Below are 17462 nucleotides of genomic sequence, written 5' to 3' on the forward strand. Positions count from 1 at the left end.
GTCAGGCGCGGAGGTCAGGCGCGGAGGCGAAGGCCGCGTGGGGTCGGATGGAAACCCGCGGACTCCAGTGCGGCGGCCAGGGGTGAATCGGTGATCGCGGTGCCGTCGGCGCGTTCGACGGTGAGCTTGCCGAGCACGCCCTCCCGGACGGCGAGCGCGAGCGCGTCGACCGCCGGTTGCAGGACGGCGGGGTCGTCGTCCCAGGTGAGGAGCGTCCGGCCGCCGCGCTCGACGTAGAGGACGAGCCGTCCCTCGACCAGCGCGACGAGCGCCCCGGCCTTGCGGCCCGGTTTGTGGCCGCTGGCGACCTCGTCGTCGCGGCCCGGCCAGGGCAGCGCCGCGCCGTACGGGTTGGCGGGGTCGGCGGCCGCCATGACGAGCGCCCGGTTCCCGGTTTTGCGGGGCGTTTCCCAGAGCGCGGAGATGTCGTCCGGGGGAGTGGCCTCCGCCGGACGCAGCGCGCGGAGCCGGTCGACGGCGCCGGGAAGCGCGAACTGGGCCGCGCCCAGGCCCTCCACGAAATATCCGCGGCGGCAGCGCCCGGTCTCCTCGAACGCGCGCAGCACCGGGTAGACGGCGGAGAAGCCGCCGGGGGTGCGTTCCGCCGCGACCGCGCCGCGGATGACGATGCCGTACCGCTCCAGCAGCGCCTCGGCGAGGGCATGCGAACGGAGCGTCGCGCCGGTCTCGCGTTCGGGGAGCGGCCACCAGCGCCCGGCGACCGTGGGCGGACCCGTCCTGGACGGCAGAACGGGGCGTCCACGACGGGTCGTCCTGGAACGATGCGTCGGACGGCCGGAGCCGAGCGCCGCACGCAAGGGCGCCATGGTGTCGTTGGTGAGGTGACCGGCCCAGACCAGGTCCCACACGGCGGTGACGAGGTCGGCGTCGTTGGCGCTGAGGTGCTGGTTCACCCGGTCGGACAGCGTCCGGAAGAACAGCGCGCCGCCGTCGCCGAGCGCGTCCAGGACGGCCTGGTGCGCGGGCGTCAGCGTGATCTCCGCGGGCTCCGGCATGAGGAGCGGCGCGGTGTCGGCCAGGTAGAGCGCCACCCAGCCGTCGCCGCCCGGCAGGCCGCCCTGCCCCGCCCACACGACCTCGCCCGCGGACGTCAGCTCGTCCAGCATCGCCGGGCTGTAGCCGGGAACCCGCGACGGCAGGATCAGCGACTCCAGCGCGGACGCGGGCACCGCCGCGCCCTGGAGCTGCTCGATCGCCTGGACGAGCGCGTCGACGCCGCGCAGCCGGGAACCGCCGGAGATCCCGTGCCAGACTGGCAGGAAACGGCCGAGCGACTCCGGTGGCGACGGCTCGACCTCCGCGCGCAGCCGGGCCAGGGAGCGGCGCCGCAGCGTCCGCAGCACACCGGTGTCGCACCATTCGCTGGTGAGGGGGCCCGTCACGGCCTCGACGGGGAGGAACTCGCCCTCGACGACCCGTCCCGCGCCCGCCAGCCGCCGCAGCGTCTCCACGACGACGGCCGTGCCGAGGCCGAAGCGCGCGGCGGGCTCGCCAGGCCGGAACGGGCCGTGCGTGCGCGCGAACCGGGAGATCAGGTCGCCGAGCGGATCGTCGGCGGGTTCGAGGAACGCCTCCGGGACGCCCACGGGCAGCGGCGCGCCGAGCGCGTCGCGAAGCCGCCCGGCGTCCTCGATGGCGGTCCACCGCTCCTCGCCCGCGATGCGCACGCGGATCGCGCGCCGCGTGGCCTCCAGCTCCGCCAGCCAGCGCGACACCTGCATGAGCACGGCGCCGGACGCGTCCGGCCCGTCCGGGGGGAGGGTTCGTTCGGCGGCTTCGGCCGTGGTGAGCGGGCCGAGGGTGCGGAGGAGGTCGGCCACGCCTTCCAGGTCGCGGGCGCGGCGATCGGTGGCGAGGCGCTGGAGCTCGCGTTCGATCTCGGCGACCGCGTCGGGATCGAGCAGCTCGCGGAGATCGGCCTGCCCAAGGAGTTCGGCGAGAAGCGTGGAATCGAGTGCGAGTGCTTGGGCGCGGCGCTCGGCGAGGGGGGAATCGCCCTCGTACATGAACGCGCCGATGTAGTGGAACAGCAAGGAACGCGCATAGGGCGACGGCTCGGGCGTCTCCACCTCGACCATGCGGATCTTGCGTCCCGACATGTCGCGCATCAGCTGCACCAGGCCGGGGACGTCGAACACGTCCTGCAAGCACTCCCGCATCGTCTCCAGCACGATCGGGAACGACGGGTACTTGCTGGCGACGGCCAGGAGCTGCGCGGCGCGCTGGCGCTGCTGCCAGAGCGGCATGCGCTTGTCGGGACGGCGGCGCGGGAGGAGCAGCGAACGCGCCGCGCACTCGCGGAACCGTGCGGCGAACAGTGCGGAGCCGCCGAGCTCGTCCACGACGACGCGTTCGATGTCGTCGGCGTCGAAGACGGCCAGGTCGAGCCCGGGGGGCTCGTCCATGTCGGGGATGCGGATGACGATGCCGTCGTCGGCGTGCATGGCCTGCGCGTCGACGCCGTACCGTTCGCGCAGACGGCCCGCCATGGCGAGCGCCCACGGCGCGTGCACGCGCGCGCCCAGCGGCGAGTGGACGACCATGCGCCAGTCACCGAGTTCGTCGCGGAACCGTTCGACGACCATGGTGCGGTCGTCGGGAATGTGACCGGTCGCCTCCCGCTGCTCGTTCACGTACGAGACGAGGTTGGCGGACGCCCATTCGTCCAGCCCGGCGGCGGAGACGCGTTCGCGGGCGTCCTCGGCGGGCAGGCTCGCCAGCTCGCGGGTGAACGAGCCGAGCGCGCGGCCCAGCTCGGCGGGACGCCCGAGGGTGTCGCCGTGCCAGAACGGCAGCTTGCCCGGCTGGCCCGGCGCGGGCGACACGAGCACGCGGTCGGGGGTGATGTCTTCGATGCGCCACGAGCTGGCGCCGAGCACGAACACGTCGCCGACGCGGGACTCGTACACCATCTCCTCGTCGAGTTCCCCCACCCGCGAGGCCTTCTCGCCGACGAGGAAGACGCCGAACAGGCCGCGGTCTGGGATCGTCCCGCCGCTGGTCACCGCGAGGCGCTGCGCCCCTGGACGTTCGCGCAGAACACCGGTCACGCGGTCCCAGACGAGGCGTGGACGCAGCTCGCCGAATTCGTCGCTGGGATAGCGCCCGGCGAGCATGTCAAGGGTCGCCTCAAGCGCGGAACGGGGGAGCGTGGCGTAGGGGGCGGCGCGCTTGACCATGGATTCCAGGTCGTCGACGGTCCATTCGTCCATGGAGACCATGGCGACGATCTGCTGGGCGAGGACGTCCAAGGGGTTGCGCGGGTAGCGCAGCTCCTCGATCTCGCCGCCGCGCATGCGTTCGGCCACGACCGCCGTCTGCACGAGGTCGCCCCTGTACTTGGGGAAGATGACGCCCTTGGACACGGCGCCGACCTGGTGGCCCGCGCGCCCGACCCGCTGGAGGCCGTTGGCCACCGACGGCGGCGACTCCACCTGGACGACCAGATCGACGGCGCCCATGTCGATGCCCAGTTCAAGGCTGGACGTCGCCACGACCGCGGGAAGGCGGCCCTCCTTCAGAGCGTTCTCGATACCGGCCCGCTCCTCCTTGGAGACCGAGCCGTGGTGCGCGCGGGCGATTTCCTGTGGTGCGCCTCTGGACGACCCCGCCTCCGCCATCAATTCCGCAGGGGAGTGGTTCTCGGGCAGGGGAGCGCCTGTGGCGCGTTCATAGGCGAGTTCGTTCAGCCGTCCGCAGAGCCTCTCGGCCAGCCGCCGCGAGTTGGCGAACACCAGCGTCGAGCGGTGCGCCTCGATGAGGTCGAGCAGGCGGTCTTCGACATGCGGCCAGATGCTGCGCTGGCGCGGGTCGGCCGCGCCGGAGTCGTCGACGAACTGGCCGACCTCGCCCATGTCCTCGACGGGGACGACGATGTCGAGGTCGAAGACCTTGTCGGAGCGCGGCTGGACGACCGTCGCGGGGCGCGCCCCGCCAAGGAACGCCGCGACCTCGTCCGCCGGGCGGACGGTCGCGGACAGGCCGATCCGCTGTGCGGGGCGTTCGAGGAGCGCGTCGAGGCGTTCGAGGGACAGCGCCAGATGCGCGCCGCGCTTGGTGCCCGCCACGGCGTGCACCTCGTCGATGATGACGGTCTCGACGCCGCGCAGCGACTCGCGCGCCCGCGAGGTGAGGATCAGGAACAGCGACTCCGGCGTCGTGATCAGGATGTCGGGCGGCTTGACGGCCAGGCGGCGGCGCTCGTCGGCGGGGGTGTCGCCGGACCGCATCCCGACCCGGACGCCGGGTTCGGCCAGGCCGAGGCGGCGCGCCGCGTGCCGGATGCCGGTCAGCGGGGCGCGCAGGTTGCGCTCCACGTCGACGGCGAGCGCCTTCAGCGGCGAGACGTACAGGACGCGGCAGCGGCGAAGCGGATCTTCGCCGGCGGGCTCGGTGGCGAGCCGGTCGAGGGACCACAGGAACGCCGCCAGGGTCTTGCCGGACCCGGTCGGCGCGACGACCAGCGTGTTGTCGCCGCTCGCTATCGACTCCCACGCGCCGGACTGGGCGGGGGTGGGCGCGGCGAAGGCCCCGGCGAACCAGTCCCGGGTCGCCGGAGAGAATCGTTCGAGCACGTCACCGCCCATGCGGCCATACTGCCTCGCGGGTCCGACATTCCGCGAAGCGTGGCCCGTGTCACGTTGTAAGCAAGCGCTTGTACGGGCAAGGTCTACGGGTAGGACACTCGCCCCGCAGGGAGCCTCGATGCCCTACGTCCTCCTCGCCTTCGGCCTCCTGATCGCGCTGCTGGCCGTGAACGCGCACGCGCCCCGCCGCAGCGCCGCCCTGGTCGCGCCGAGCTTCTTCTACGGCTGGCTGACCATCGAACTGGCGCCGCAGGTGCTCGTCGCGTGGGCCGCCGCGACCGCGCCGGTGGTGGGCCTGGGCGGGCTGGACGGCTGGGCCGGCTGGACGGGCCTCGCCCTGACGATCCTCGGCATGGCGGGCATCGCCGCAACACTCCTCGCTACCCGCCGCACGGTCGTCACCCTGCGCGAGTGCGGAGCGCCCCTCGACCTGGACCCGGAGGGCGCGCCCCGCTACCCGCTACCGCACCTGGTCATGCCGCCGCTGTGCCTGATCCCGCGCAGAGGCGTGCGCGTCCAACGCAACGTCGTGTACCGGCAGGACGGACGCCTCCGCCTGAAACTGGACGTCTACGCACGCGAACGCTCCACCGAAGGCTCCACCGGCGGACGCTCCACCGGCGAACTGCGCCCGGGACTCATGCAGATCCACGGCGGCGCATGGATCATCGGCGACAAACGCGAGCAAGGGCTGCCGCTGCTCAACCACATGGCCGTCCAGGGATGGGTCGGCTTCAACGTCAACTACCGGCTCAGCCCGCGCGCCACCTGGCCCGAACACCTCATCGACCTGAAACACTTCGTCGCCTGGTACAGGGAGCACGCCGAGGAATACGGCGCCGACCCTGATTTCCTTTGCGTGACGGGTGGTTCGGCAGGCGGGCACCTGGCGGCGATGGTCGCGCTGACCGCGAACCACCCCGAATTCCAGCCCGGCTTCGAAGACGCCGACACCACCGTGCAGGGCGCAGTGCCCTTCTACGGTGTCTACAACCTCGTCGACGCCGGCCCCTGGCGCCGCCCCATGGGCGCGATGCCGCTCCTGGAGCGGATGGTGGTCAAGCTGCCGTTCGCGGAGAACCACGACGCGTACGCCAAGGCGTCCCCTGTCACGTACCTGCGCGAGGACGCACCGCCGTTCTTCGTCATCCACGGAAGCGGCGACTCGCTCATTCCCGTGGCGGAGGCACGCCGATTCGTCGAACGGCTACGGGACGTCTCCGCTGCACCCGTCATCTACGCCGAAATGAAGGGCGCGCAGCACGCGTTCGACGTCTTCCCCTCCTACCGGACGGCCCGCGTCATCGAAGCCGTCGAGCGCTACCTGACCGGGCTCCACCGCCAGCACCGCCAGGGCGCCCGCCCAGCGGTCCCCGGCGAGGTCGAGCAGTCATTGCAGGACCGTTCGGTCGGATAGCGTGGACGGGTGCGGCTGACAGTCTTCTGGGATCGGATGAGGCAGCAGTTCGGCGAGGCCTACGCCGAAAGCGTCGCCAAGGACTATGTGATGGCCGAGCTGGACGGCCGCACCATCGAACAGGCCCTCGCCGACGGCGAATCCGCCAAAAGGGTCTGGCGGGCGGTGGTCGCCACCTTCAACGTCCCCTCGAAGCTGCAGTAGGCGCACCGTCAGTCGGGTACGGGCAGATGGGCGTAGAGGTCCATCGCGTCCACGGACGACGGCAGGTCGCTGACCTGGCCGTCGCCGACCTCCACGACACGCCACGCGCCGTCCGTCCGCCGCGCGAGATCGGTCGTGATGAAGCGGCAGCCCAGCGCGCGCACGGCCGGAGCGACCATGTCCAGCACGGGATCGGGCTCCATGCCAGGGCTATCGGGGTGCGGGCCCACCAGGGCGGGCTCGCCGTCCACCCACCACACGCGCGCCTCACCCGAACCGTCGTACTCCTCGAACTCGCGCACGACGAGACCGCCCGCCAGATGGTCGTCGCGCAACGCCACCATCTTGGACGCGACGTCATGCAACTGGGCGAGGTTCTTCACGTCGGGGACGAAGCACGCCTCCTCCCACTCGTGCTTGCACGACTTCACGTAGTCCTTGACGATGCCGGGCCCGCTCTTCAGCGGCCTGACGAGCTCACCCAGCTCGCTCAGCTCGCCGGGGTCCTGACCCACACCGAGGGGCCGCCACACGCTGTGCGGGGTCAGACCTGCGAAAGTGTCGTGCCAGCCAGGCAGTTCATGCGCCCGCCGATAGTCGTCGGGGTGCGTGAGCAGAACCGTTCCCCGCTGCTTCAGCATCGCGGACACGGCGGCGTACTCCTCGCCCGTGAGCATCCAGCCGCGATACCAGACGGGACCCAGATCGGACGGCACGGCGCGCACCGCGTCGTCCACCTCGCCGCGCCGCAGCGCGTCGTGGTCGATCAGGGCGATCTCGCCGTAGTGGTCGCGGACGGCCGCCGCCTCGCGGGAGAAATGGGGGTCAACGCGCCGGGGATGGAGCGGATCGACGCAGAAGAGGACGGTCAGCGTCATGATTGGAACCCTCCGTGGACGGCGCCAGCGTACGGGGTCAGAACCGGGAAGCGCACGGAGATTCCACCCGAATCGGCGCAACGGACGATGATCGAACTAATGTTCGGTAAGGTGGTGCGGGCACGCGGCGTCATCCACAATTCCACCGGAGTCTCGAAAGTGTCGGAGGCCCGCCGTAACGTCGCCGTCGACAACGCAAGCAGCGGCCGAGAGCCGACAGTCACGACGAGAAGGACATCTCACATGGCAGCGAACGACCGGGAGAAGGCTCTCGAGACCGCACTCGCCCAGATCGAGCGGCAGTTCGGCAAGGGCTCGGTCATGCGGATGGGCGAGGAGGCCAGAGCGCCCGTCGAAGTGATCCCCACCGGCGCGATCGCCCTCGACATCGCGCTCGGCATCGGCGGCCTGCCCCGCGGCCGCGTCGTCGAGGTGTACGGCCCCGAAGGCTCCGGCAAGACCTCCATCGCGCTCCACGCCGTCGCCAGCGTCCAGAAGAAGGGCGGCATCGCCGCGTTCGTGGACGCCGAGCACGCCCTCGACCCCGAGTACGCCACCAAGCTCGGCGTCGACATCGACGCCCTGCTCGTCTCCCAGCCCGACACCGGCGAGCAGGCCCTGGAGATCACCGACATGCTGATCCGCTCCGGCGCGATCGACATCGTCGTCATCGACTCCGTCGCCGCGCTCGTCCCCCGCGCCGAGATCGAGGGCGAGATGGGCGACAGCCACGTCGGCCTCCAGGCCCGCCTCATGTCGCAGGCCCTGCGCAAGCTCACCGGCGCGATCAACCAGACCAAGACGACCGTCATCTTCATCAACCAGCTTCGCGAGAAGGTCGGCGTCATGTTCGGGTCCCCGGAGACCACCACCGGCGGCCGGGCGCTGAAGTTCTACGCCTCCGTCCGGCTGGACGTCCGCCGCATCGAGACCCTCAAGGACGGCACCGAGGCCGTCGGCAACCGCGTCCGCGTCAAGGTCGTCAAGAACAAGATGGCCCCGCCGTTCCGCGTCGCCGACTTCGACCTGCTCTACGGCCTCGGCATCAGCCGCGAGGGCGGGCTCATCGACCTCGGCGTGGAGCACGGCTTCGTCCGCAAGTCCGGCGCCTGGTACACCTACGACGGCGACCAGCTCGGCCAGGGCAAGGAGAACGCCCGCAACTTCCTCAAGGCCAACCCCGACCTGGCCGACGGCATCGAGAAGAAGATCAAGGAGAAGCTCGGCATCGGCCCGAAGGTCGACAAGGAGGCCGAGCCCGCCGCCGCATCCGCCGCCGCGCTCGCGCCGGACGCCGCCGATCCCGCCGCCCCGGCCGCCCCGGCCGCCGCCAAGCCCGCCGGAAGGAAGACCACAAAGGCCAAAACGGGTGATTCCTGACCGAGAATCCCTTGATGAGGGTGACTCTTGACGAAGAGTGGGCGATGATCTCCTATGCAGGGCGGCGGCGCCTTACCCGGCACCGCATCACCGGTGCACGGACCTTCCCCGATGGCGCCGCCGCTCCCACGGGCCCGGACGTCGAGCCTGCTCGGCTCGGCGTCCCGGGCGCCCATCCGGCCGGGCACCCCGCCCGTACCCCCCACAACGCCACCCATGCAGCCCCGCACCCGCCGCCGGGGCGCTGAGCCCGGAGCGGATGGAGTGGGACGCATGAGCGGGGCATCGTGGGGTGAGCCGGGGGAGGCACCAGAGGCCGGGAAAGGCAGTGCCGGGCGCGTTGCGGATTCCGAAAGTGCGGCGCGCGAAGTGTGCCTCCGGCTGCTGTCGGCGTCCCCGCGCACACGGGCGCAGCTAGCGGACGCGCTGCGGCGCAAGAACATCCCCGACGACGTCGCCGAACGGGTACTCGGGCGCTTCAGCGACGTGGGCCTGATCGATGACGAGGCGTTCGCGCAGGCGTGGGTCCAGTCCAGGCACACCGGCCGTGGCCTCGCCAGGCGTGCCCTCGCCGCCGAGCTCCGCCGGCGCGGCGTCGCGGACGAGACCGTCAGTGACGCCGTCGAATCGCTTGACCCTGCCCAGGAAGAACAGACCGCCCGCGCTCTCGTCGCCCGAAAACTCCCGTCCACGGCCGGGGTCGACCCCGCCAAGCGCATGCGCCGCCTCATGGGCATGCTCGCCCGCAAGGGCTACTCGCCCGGCCTCTCCTACCGGATCGTGAGAGAAGCCCTGGCAGACGAAGGCGCCGACCCCGAGGTCCTGCCCGACGACCCGCCCCTCGACTGACCGGACGGGCGGGGCCGCAAAGAATCCGGTAAGAAAGGACTTACGTTGACGTTCGGTTAGTCCGGAATGCCCTGCGTTTGCTTGCTCATTACCTCTATGCCGCTTACCGTTACGGCAGTGAGGAGTTACTCCGCGTCTCGCGGATTGTCATACGACCGAGCACGTTCCAGCAGCTGAGAGGCATACAGGACACGTTCGTCGACCGGATTCGGCCTGGGTCATCGGTGGCGCGCGCGGTGCGCGGCCCGGCGTTGGCGTGTCTCCGGCCGTCCGCTGGACGCGAGTAAATCCTCGCTAGGCAGGGTCCCGACTCCGGACGGACCCGCGGCGAGGAAGGATCTGCCTCATGGAGAGCGTCCTGTTGGGTGCAGCGCTGCTGGTGGCCCTGGTCGCTCTCGTGATCGTCGTGCTGTGGCGTCCGGGCCTGCCCGGCAAGGCCGCGGCGGAGCTGGCCCGGGCCCGGAGCGAGGGCGACGAGATCAGGGCGAAGGCCGAGCAGAACGCCCAGGCCGTCCTGGAGAAGGCCGAACGGGACGCGCAGCGGATCGCGTCGGAGGCGCGCGCGGAGACCGAGGCGGAAGGCCGGTCCCTCCGCGACGAACTGCGCACCGTCCGGGAAGACCTCGAACGCCGGGAGGCGCGCCTCGCGGAGCGGGAGCAGCGCCTGGACGGCGAGGTCCGGCGGCTGGAGGAGTGGTCCGGGCGCCTCGCCGAGACGAAGAAGGCCCTTGAGACCCGCAAGCAGGAACTCGACGGCGTCGAGGACGAACGGCGCAAGATCCTGGAGCGGGCCGCCGGGCTCACCGCCGAGCAGGCCAAGGGCGAGCTGATCACGGCGGTCGAGAACCAGGCGAAGCGGGAGTCCATCCCGATCGTCCGGGAGATCGAGAACGCCGCGCGGGCGGAGGGCGACAAGCGCGCCCGCAAGATCGTGACGCTGGCGATCCAGCGGGTCGCGAGCGAGCAGACCGCCGAATCGGTCGTGTCGGTGCTGCACCTGCCGAGCGACGAGATGAAGGGCCGCATCATCGGCCGCGAGGGCCGCAACATCCGCGCGTTCGAGACGACGACGGGCGTGAACCTGATCATCGACGACACGCCCGAGGCGGTGCTGCTGAGCTGCTTCGACCCGGTGCGGCGCGAGGTCGGGCGGCTGACGCTGGAGAAGCTCGTCCTGGACGGCCGGATCCACCCGCAGCGCATCGAGGAGATCTACGAGCGCAGCAAGAGCGACGTGGAGCAGCTGTGCGTCCGGGCGGGCGAGGACGCGCTGGTCGAGGTCGGCATCGCCGACATGCACCCGGAGCTCATCGCCCTCCTAGGCCAGCTGCGCTACCGGACGTCCTACGGGCAGAACGTGCTAAAGCACCTGATCGAGTCCGCGCACCTCGCGGGCGTCATGGCGAGCGAGCTGCGGCTGCCGGTGGAGATCGCGAAGCGGTGCACGCTGCTGCACGACATCGGCAAGGCGCTGACCCATGAGGTGGAGGGCAGCCACGCGCTGATCGGCGCCGAGATCGCGCGCCGGTACGGCGAGCACGAGGACGTCGTGCACGCCATCGAGGCGCACCACAACGAGGTCGAGGTCCGCACGGTCGAGGCGGTGCTCACCCAGGCCGCCGACGCGATCAGCGGCAGCCGCCCGGGGGCCCGCCGCGAATCCCTTGAGGCCTACGTCAAGCGGCTGGAGCGGCTGGAGCAGATCGCCCGCGAGAAGCACGAGGGCGTGGAGAAGGTCTTCGCGATGCAGGCCGGACGCGAGATCCGCGTGATGGTCAAGCCCGACTCCGTCGACGACATCCAGGCGCAGGTCATCGCCCGCGACATCGCCAAGCAGGTCGAGGACGAGCTCACCTACCCGGGCCAGATCCGCGTCACCGTCGTCCGCGAGTCCCGCGCCATCGAGTTCGCCCGCTGATCCGTCCTCGGGGGCCAGGGCCTTCGGGGGCCAGGGCCTGTCTCGAAGTGGCCTCGGCCACGCGCCCGAACGCATGACCTGCCCGTTGCGGCGAAGCCGCAGGCGAGCGAACCCGGGCAGATCGTGAAGCGATGCCGTGTTCGCTCAGGCCCCGGTCACGTAGCGCGCCGCCAGGCGAGCGAAGTGGGCCGGGACTTTGAAACGCGGGCTAGCCGACGGTCAGGTCGATGGGGGCGATGCCGCGGGGCTCGAAGCCGAGGGTCTGGCCGTAGAAGGCCAGCTCGGACTCCAGGCAGCGGATGACGGTGTCGGCGCGCCGGAAGCCGTGCGACTCGCCCTCGAACGTCAGGTACGCGTACGGCACCTTCTTCGCCGCGAGCGCCACCGCGAAGCGCTCGGACTGGTCCGGCGGCACCACCGGGTCGTTCAGGCCTTGCAGGAGCAGCACGGGGCACGCTGTCCGGCCGGCGTTGTTCAGCGGTGACCGCTCCTCGTAGGCGCGCTCGAAGCCGGGCAGCGGGCCGATCAGGCCGAACAGGTACCGTGACTCGAAGTCGTGCGTGGCCTTGACGAAGCTCTGCAGCTCGCTGACCCCGTAGTAGGACGTGGCGGCCTTGAACACGTCCGTCTGGGTGATGGCGGCGAGCGTCGTCCAGCCGCCCGCGGAGTTGCCGCGGATGGCGAGGCGGGCCGGGTCGGCGATGCCGCCGTCCACGAGGGCCTGCGCGGCGGCGACGGCGTCCTCCACGTCGACGACGCCCCACTGGCGGCGCAGCCGCTCGCGGTAGGCGCGGCCGTAGCCGGTGGACCCGCCGTAGTTGACGTCGACGACGCCGATGCCGCGGCTGGTGAAGTACGCCCGTTCCAGGTTGAGCACCGTGGAGGCGCGGCCCGTCGGCCCGCCGTGCACGAACACGACGTACGGCGGCAGCTCGCCCTCCGGCGCGGCCGCCTCCGGGTTGGTCGGCGGGTAGATGTAGGCGTGGACGGGGCGCCCGAACGGCCCCTCCAGCTGCTCGGCGCGCGGCCTGGACAGGTACGCGACGTCGGGCAGCTCGGCCAGCTCCCTGCGCAGCCCCTCGACCCGCCCCGTCGTGGTGTCGACCCGGACGACGGACGTCGGCAGGTCAGGACCGCCCGCGATGCCGACGATCGTCGTCCCGTCCGTGGACAGCTGCGTCTCCCAGTGCTCGTAGGGGACCTCCAGGTCGACGAGGTCCAGCGTCTCGGGGTCGTAGACGCCGAGCCGCAGGTTCCCCTCACCGTGCAGGACGGCGAGGCGCCCGTCGCCGAGCAGCGCGTAGGGCATGCCGCCGAGCTGCCACAGCGGCCCGGCGAACTCCTCCTCCGCCGGGTACAGCGCCTGCGGCGACTCGCCGTGCAGCCCGACCTGGTAGATGTTCCACCAGCCGGGCCAGTCGGAGATGACGTACAGGGAGCTGTCGTCGCGCCAGACCGGCGCGAGCGCCGACTCGGTGAGCCCGCCCTTGACGGTGCGGGGCGCGACCGTCGTGCCGTTCTCGATCGCCGCGACGCGCACTTCGGTGCCGTCCCACGGCATGCGCGGGTGGTTCCACTGCACCCAGGCCAGGTGGCCGCCGCTCGGGGACGGCGAGGGGGAGGCGTAGAAGTCGGCGCCGGTGACCAGCTCGCGGATCGCGCCCGCGTTCTCGGCGGCGCTGCCGTCCAGGGGGACGGCGACGATCGCGCGCCTGATGCCCATGGTGACGGGCTTGTCGTCCGCGGCGGCGGCCGGCGGCTCCGCGCCTTCCGTCCCGGACTCGCCCGTGCCCGTGTCCCCGCTCACGCCCGCGTCGCCGCTTGTGCTCGTGTCCGTTCCCGCGCTCGTGGCGGCCGGCGCCTCCTGGGGGGCGGCGATGTGGCCCTCGCAGACGCACCAGATCTCCGTCCCGTCGGGGGACAGGACGAAATCGGCGTACCGCAGCCCGGCAGGGACGGCCGGTTCGGGAGTCAGCGGGTACGGCTTCGGGTCGCCCTCGTCGAGGCGGTGGAGCCGCTGGTCCTCGTAGTTGGCGAACACGATCGAGAGACCGCCCTCGCCTTGCACCTTCAGGTACGACCGCCCGCCGTACTCGTGGACGCGCGTACGCGCGTCCCACGGCGCCTGAAGCAGTTCGGTGCGGTGACCGCCCTTGAGATGGATGACCGTCGTCCGCCCGCCCTCCTCCGGCCGCGTCTCCTGCCACCACACGTCGTTGCCCGCGACGGTGGGAAAGCTGAGGCGCAGCCGGGCGCGGGCGACGTCGGCCGCGGAGATGGGGGAAGGCCAGGAGCCGTAAGGGAGGGTCGCACGAGCGGTCATACCAGGAATCGTCCCGCATACGGGGACGGGTTGGGGCCATGACGGGCCGTTTGAACTCGGAAAGATATCTGCAGGCCACCGGGTTCCCATGGTCAACTTCGGTGCCGGCGGCCCGGCCGTCCCCGAACACCCCTAGGGGCCCGCACGCCCCGGGGGAACGCCGCCGCAAACGGTGGGGGACTCCGCCGGAACGGCGAGGGGCACCGCCGGAAATCGGCGGCGCCCCTCGCGACGCGAACGCGGTCCGGGCCGGCGGGGTTCAGTCCAGCGACGCGGGCTGCTGGGTGAAGCCCACCCCCGCGACCGGCGGCGGGCCGCCCGCCTCGAGGGTCTTGCCGGACGTCTTGCGGCTGCGGCGGCTGCGGCGCTCCAGCCAGGTCGCGACCCGGCTCAGCGACATGTTGATCGCGATGTAGATGATCGCGACGACGATGCCCGCCTGCAGGACGTTGTTGTGGTAGTTGGCGGGGACCGTCTTGAAGCCGGCCTGCAGGAACTCGCCGTAGGCGATGATGAACCCGAGCGCGGTGTCCTTGAGCAGGACGACGATCTGGCTCACGATCGCAGGCATCATCACGGTGACGGCCTGCGGCAGCAGCACGAGCCGCATCACGCCGTTCTTGCGCAGGCCCACCGAGTAGGCGGCCTCCGACTGCCCCTTCGGGATCGACAGGACGCCCGCGCGCACCACCTCGGCGAGCACGGACCCGTTGTACATCGTCAGGCCGAACACGACCGCCGCGAACGCGGGGACGGTGACGACGCCGGCGTTGCTCTCCACCCCGAAGATGAAGAAGAAGTAGTCCACCGACATCCGCTGCGCCTGCCCGAGCGGCGACTCGGCGATCTCCGGGCTGATCTTGTTCGGCACGAAGAACGCCAGGAAGATCAGGATCAGCAGCGGGATGCCGCGGAAGAACTCGACCACGGCCCCGGCGGGGACCCTGATCCACCAGTGGTCAGACAGCCGCGCCAGGCCGAACACCGCGCCGAACACCAGCGCCAGGACCGTCGCGAGGGCCGCCGCCTTCAGGGTGTTCAGCAGGCCGGGCAGGAGCAGGTGGCGCCAGACCGTCCACTCGGTGAACGGCGTCCAGAGCTTCGCCTCGAACTGGCCCTTGTCGTACAGGCGCCAGACCAGGGCGGCGAAGACGGCGGCGAACACCACGGACATGCCGGCGGTCAGCATCGCGTTCCGCGCGCGCGCCCGCGGCCCGGGGATGTCGAAGAGTACGGTCGCTTCCTTGCTCATCGAGCCACCGCCATCCGCTTGGCCAGCCAGCCGAAGAAGTATCCGGTCGGCAGGGTCAGGATCAGGAAGCCGATGGCCACGCCGAGGAACAGCGGGATGACGCCGCTCGCGAAGCTGGGCTTGTCCACGATCGTCTTGGTGACCAGCGCCACCTCGGCGTAGCTCGCCGCGGCCGCCACCGTCGTGTTCTTGATCATCGCGATGAACACGCTGCCCAGCGGGGCGATGATCGACCGGAAGGCCTGCGGCAGGATGATCATCCGGAGCGACTGGAAGAAGGTCAGGCCGATCGAGCGCGCCGCCTCCGCCTGCCCCAGCGGGACGGTGTTGATGCCCGCCCGGAGCGTCTCGCAGACGAACGCCCCGGTGTAGGCCGAGAGGCCGAGGACCGCCCACCAGTAGTACGTGGTGGAGGTGTCCTCGGAGAACTGCAGCGCGAGGATGTCGTTGAGGCCCAGGCTGCACATCAGCAGCACCAGGGTGAGCGGCGTGTTCCGCACGATGTTGACGTAGCCCGTGCCGAATCCGCGCAGCACGGGGACCGGAGAGACCCGGAAGCTCGCCAGGACCGTGCCGATGATCAGGGAGAGCACTGCGGCGGCGGCCGCCAGGTAGATGGTCGCCCGGAACCCGTCGAGGATCTCGCCGATGTTGTCGAAGAACGGGCCGAAATCAAACATTGCTCAGCTGTTTCATGGCGTTCCAGCATTGTCGGGCCAGGCCGGCGCGTCCCGGGGAGCGGTGCCCCGGGGACGCGCCGGCATGACGGACGTCACGCATGGCGGGGCGGCGGGCACGGCCGGCGACGGCCGGGGCCGCCGGCGGTCGCACCCGGCCTCGCGGTCGGGCGCGGCCCGCCGATCAGGCGCAGCCCTCCATCTGCGGGACCGTCGTGACCAGCTGCAGCCCGGCGCCGGAGAAGTGCTTGTCCAGCATGGTCTTGGCGGTGCCGTCGGAGTACATCTGGGCGATGGCCTTGTTGACGGCCTCGCAGGTCTCGGTGTCGCCCTTCTTGATGCCGACGCCGTACTTCTCGTCGGTGAAGGGGTCGTTGATGACCTTGAAGGAGCCCTTCTGCTGGGTGGCGAACCCGGCGATGATCAGGTCGTCGGTGCTGACCGCGTCGAGCGCGCCCGCCTTCAGCTTGCTCACGCACTCGGAGTAGCTGCCGGCGTCCACCAGGTTGACGCCCTGGATGTTGAGCTTGCCGTCCGGCGGGCCCTCGGTGATGCGGCGGAAGGAGTTCGACCCGGCGGCCTTGCAGAGCTTCTTGCCCTTGAGGTCCGCCGCCTTCTTGATGTCGTTGTTGTCGGCGGTGACCAGCGTGTCCTGGTGGGCCACGTAGTACGGGCCGCCGAAGGTCACCTGGGCCTTGCGCGCCTCCGTGATGGAGTACGTGGCGAAGATCAGGTCGACCTGGCCGCCGCCGATGAACGCCTCGCGGTTCGCGGAGGTCGTCTCCTTGAACGTGATGCCGTTCTCCGGGACGCCGAGCTGCTTGGCGACGTACTTGGCGACGTCGACGTCGAAGCCGTCGTAGGTGCCGTCCGGCTTCTTCAGGCCCAGCCCCGGCTGGTCGAACTTGATGCCGATGGTCAGTTTCTTGCTGTCCTTGGCCTTCTGGACGACCGTCTTGGCCTCGGTCTTCTCCGTGTCGCTGCCACACGCACCGACCGCCAGTGACAGCGCCAGCCCCGCCCCGATCAGGGCGCCGAAACGACGTACTCGCATTTCTCGTCCTACCTCTGCTCTCTGCCGGTGCCCCGCGGCCGGTGCATCATCGCCGTCCTGTGGCCGGATGATCCAGACCCCGTGCGGGCGCCGGAACGAAACCGATTCAGTGCGTGAGGATCTTTGACAGGAAGTCTTTGGCGCGCTCGGTGCGCGCGTTGGTGAAGAACTCGTCGGGAGTGTTCTCTTCCACGATCTGGCCGTCCGCCATGAACACGACCTTCCGCGCCGCTCTCCGCGCGAACCCCATCTCGTGCGTGACGACGATCATCGTCATGCCCTCGCGGGCCAGGCCGGTCATGACGTCGAGAACCTCGTTGACCATCTCCGGGTCCAGTGCCGAGGTGGGCTCGTCGAAGAGCATCACCTTCGGCCGCATCGCCAGGGAGCGCGCGATCGCGGCCCGCTGCTGCTGGCCGCCCGACAGCTGGGCGGGGTACTTGTGGGCCTGGTTAGCGATGCCGACCCGGTCCAGCAGCTCCATCGCGTGCTTCTCGGACTCCTGCTTGCCCTGCTTGCGGACCTTGATCGGCCCGAGCGTGACATTGTCCAGGATCGTCTTGTGGGCGAACAGGTTGAACGACTGGAACACCATGCCCACGTCGGCGCGGAGCTTCGCCAGCTCCTTGCCCTCCTTCGGCAGCTCCTTGCCGTCCAGGAGGATCCTGCCGCCGTCGATGGGCTCCAGCCTGTTGATCGCCCGGCACAGGGTGGACTTCCCGCCGCCGGAGGGGCCGATGACGACGACCACCTCGCCCGGGTCGACCGTGAGATTGATGTCCTTCAGGACGTGCAGCTCGCCGAAGTGCTTGTTGACGTTCTCGACCACGACGAGAGGCCGGTCATCCGCGGCGGCCGGCTCGATGGGGTCCTCCGGCCCGCCCTTGGTGAGGTCGGGCCCGC

General features: G+C 70.8%; 13 protein-coding genes. 6 read left to right on the forward strand and 7 right to left on the reverse strand.

The window, feature by feature from the left end; genetic code table 11:
• Positions 1–14: 14 nt before the first annotated feature.
• Entirely contained in the window at positions 15–4607 is a 4593-nt protein-coding gene (locus tag ACH34S_RS27915; protein WP_395955767.1) for an ATP-dependent helicase, read from the reverse strand.
• A 118-nt stretch (positions 4608–4725) separates the two neighbouring features.
• Between ACH34S_RS27915 and ACH34S_RS27920 the strand changes: the two genes are divergently transcribed.
• Together ACH34S_RS27920 and ACH34S_RS27925 are read left to right on the forward strand one after the other, a co-directional pair.
• Positions 4726–6024, forward strand: a complete 1299-nt coding sequence (locus ACH34S_RS27920; RefSeq protein WP_395955768.1) for an alpha/beta hydrolase fold domain-containing protein — start codon at positions 4726–4728, stop codon at positions 6022–6024.
• 9 nt (positions 6025–6033) lie between these two features.
• Positions 6034–6228: a DUF3046 domain-containing protein gene (locus tag ACH34S_RS27925; RefSeq protein ID WP_395955769.1), complete on the forward strand. Its 195-nt coding sequence runs from the start codon at positions 6034–6036 to the stop codon at positions 6226–6228.
• Between the two features lie 8 nt (positions 6229–6236).
• On the opposite strand, the gene ACH34S_RS27930 is transcribed toward ACH34S_RS27925, so the two are convergent.
• Positions 6237–7106 (reverse strand): ATP-grasp domain-containing protein, encoded by an 870-nt coding sequence (locus ACH34S_RS27930; protein WP_395955770.1) that lies wholly within the window; start codon positions 7104–7106, stop codon positions 6237–6239.
• Positions 7107–7349: 243 nt separating this feature from the next.
• Between ACH34S_RS27930 and recA the strand changes: the two genes are divergently transcribed.
• The 4 genes from recA (at position 7350) to rny (ending at position 11253) form a co-directional block, all read left to right on the forward strand.
• A complete protein-coding gene (gene recA / locus ACH34S_RS27935) occupies positions 7350–8486 on the forward strand; it encodes a recombinase RecA (RefSeq protein ID WP_395955771.1) in 1137 nt (378 codons plus the stop codon).
• 14 nt (positions 8487–8500) lie between these two features.
• Complete coding sequence (locus ACH34S_RS27940) at positions 8501–8734, forward strand: hypothetical protein (protein WP_395955772.1); 234 nt, start codon at positions 8501–8503, stop codon at positions 8732–8734.
• A gap of 121 nt (positions 8735–8855) precedes the next feature.
• The gene (locus ACH34S_RS27945; RefSeq protein ID WP_395955773.1) at positions 8856–9335 is read left to right on the forward strand and encodes a regulatory protein RecX; all 480 of its coding nucleotides are present in this window, start codon (positions 8856–8858) and stop codon (positions 9333–9335) included.
• A 346-nt stretch (positions 9336–9681) separates the two neighbouring features.
• Positions 9682–11253 carry a ribonuclease Y gene (gene rny, locus ACH34S_RS27950; RefSeq protein WP_395955774.1) on the forward strand — a complete coding sequence of 524 codons (1572 nt, stop codon included), beginning with the start codon at positions 9682–9684 and terminating at the stop codon, positions 11251–11253.
• A 208-nt stretch (positions 11254–11461) separates the two neighbouring features.
• Here the strand turns inward: rny and ACH34S_RS27955 are convergent, their stop codons facing one another.
• From ACH34S_RS27955 to ACH34S_RS27975, 5 genes are all read right to left on the reverse strand, one after another.
• Complete coding sequence (locus ACH34S_RS27955) at positions 11462–13576, reverse strand: prolyl oligopeptidase family serine peptidase (protein ID WP_395955775.1); 2115 nt, start codon at positions 13574–13576, stop codon at positions 11462–11464.
• A gap of 259 nt (positions 13577–13835) precedes the next feature.
• Positions 13836–14828 carry an amino acid ABC transporter permease gene (locus ACH34S_RS27960; RefSeq protein ID WP_395955776.1) on the reverse strand — a complete coding sequence of 331 codons (993 nt, stop codon included), beginning with the start codon at positions 14826–14828 and terminating at the stop codon, positions 13836–13838.
• Positions 14825–15508: an amino acid ABC transporter permease gene (locus ACH34S_RS27965; protein ID WP_395955777.1), complete on the reverse strand. Its 684-nt coding sequence runs from the start codon at positions 15506–15508 to the stop codon at positions 14825–14827. The genes ACH34S_RS27960 and ACH34S_RS27965 overlap by 4 nt, the downstream gene beginning before the upstream one ends.
• A gap of 181 nt (positions 15509–15689) precedes the next feature.
• Positions 15690–16559, reverse strand: coding sequence for a glutamate ABC transporter substrate-binding protein (locus tag ACH34S_RS27970; protein ID WP_395955778.1), 870 nt, complete (start codon positions 16557–16559; stop codon positions 15690–15692).
• Positions 16560–16665: 106 nt separating this feature from the next.
• A complete protein-coding gene (locus tag ACH34S_RS27975; RefSeq protein WP_395955884.1) occupies positions 16666–17388 on the reverse strand; it encodes an amino acid ABC transporter ATP-binding protein in 723 nt (240 codons plus the stop codon).
• Between the last annotated feature and the right edge of the window lie 74 nt (positions 17389–17462).

Source organism: Actinomadura sp. 3N508, from assembly GCF_044326375.1.
In the GTDB taxonomy this organism is placed as follows: domain Bacteria; phylum Actinomycetota; class Actinomycetes; order Streptosporangiales; family Streptosporangiaceae; genus Spirillospora.

Coding starts and splice junctions, on each gene's coding strand:
- ACH34S_RS27915 (WP_395955767.1), bottom strand. CDS start 4,607: ATGGGCGGTGACGTGCTCGAACGATTCTCTCCGGCGACCCGGGACTGG.
- ACH34S_RS27920 (WP_395955768.1), top strand. CDS start 4,726: ATGCCCTACGTCCTCCTCGCCTTCGGCCTCCTGATCGCGCTGCTGGCC.
- ACH34S_RS27930 (WP_395955770.1), bottom strand. CDS start 7,106: ATGACGCTGACCGTCCTCTTCTGCGTCGATCCGCTCCATCCCCGGCGC.
- recA (WP_395955771.1), top strand. CDS start 7,350: ATGGCAGCGAACGACCGGGAGAAGGCTCTCGAGACCGCACTCGCCCAG.
- ACH34S_RS27940 (WP_395955772.1), top strand. CDS start 8,501: ATGAGGGTGACTCTTGACGAAGAGTGGGCGATGATCTCCTATGCAGGG.
- rny (WP_395955774.1), top strand. CDS start 9,682: ATGGAGAGCGTCCTGTTGGGTGCAGCGCTGCTGGTGGCCCTGGTCGCT.
- ACH34S_RS27955 (WP_395955775.1), bottom strand. CDS start 13,576: ATGACCGCTCGTGCGACCCTCCCTTACGGCTCCTGGCCTTCCCCCATC.
- ACH34S_RS27960 (WP_395955776.1), bottom strand. CDS start 14,828: ATGAGCAAGGAAGCGACCGTACTCTTCGACATCCCCGGGCCGCGGGCG.
- ACH34S_RS27965 (WP_395955777.1), bottom strand. CDS start 15,508: ATGTTTGATTTCGGCCCGTTCTTCGACAACATCGGCGAGATCCTCGAC.
- ACH34S_RS27970 (WP_395955778.1), bottom strand. CDS start 16,559: ATGCGAGTACGTCGTTTCGGCGCCCTGATCGGGGCGGGGCTGGCGCTG.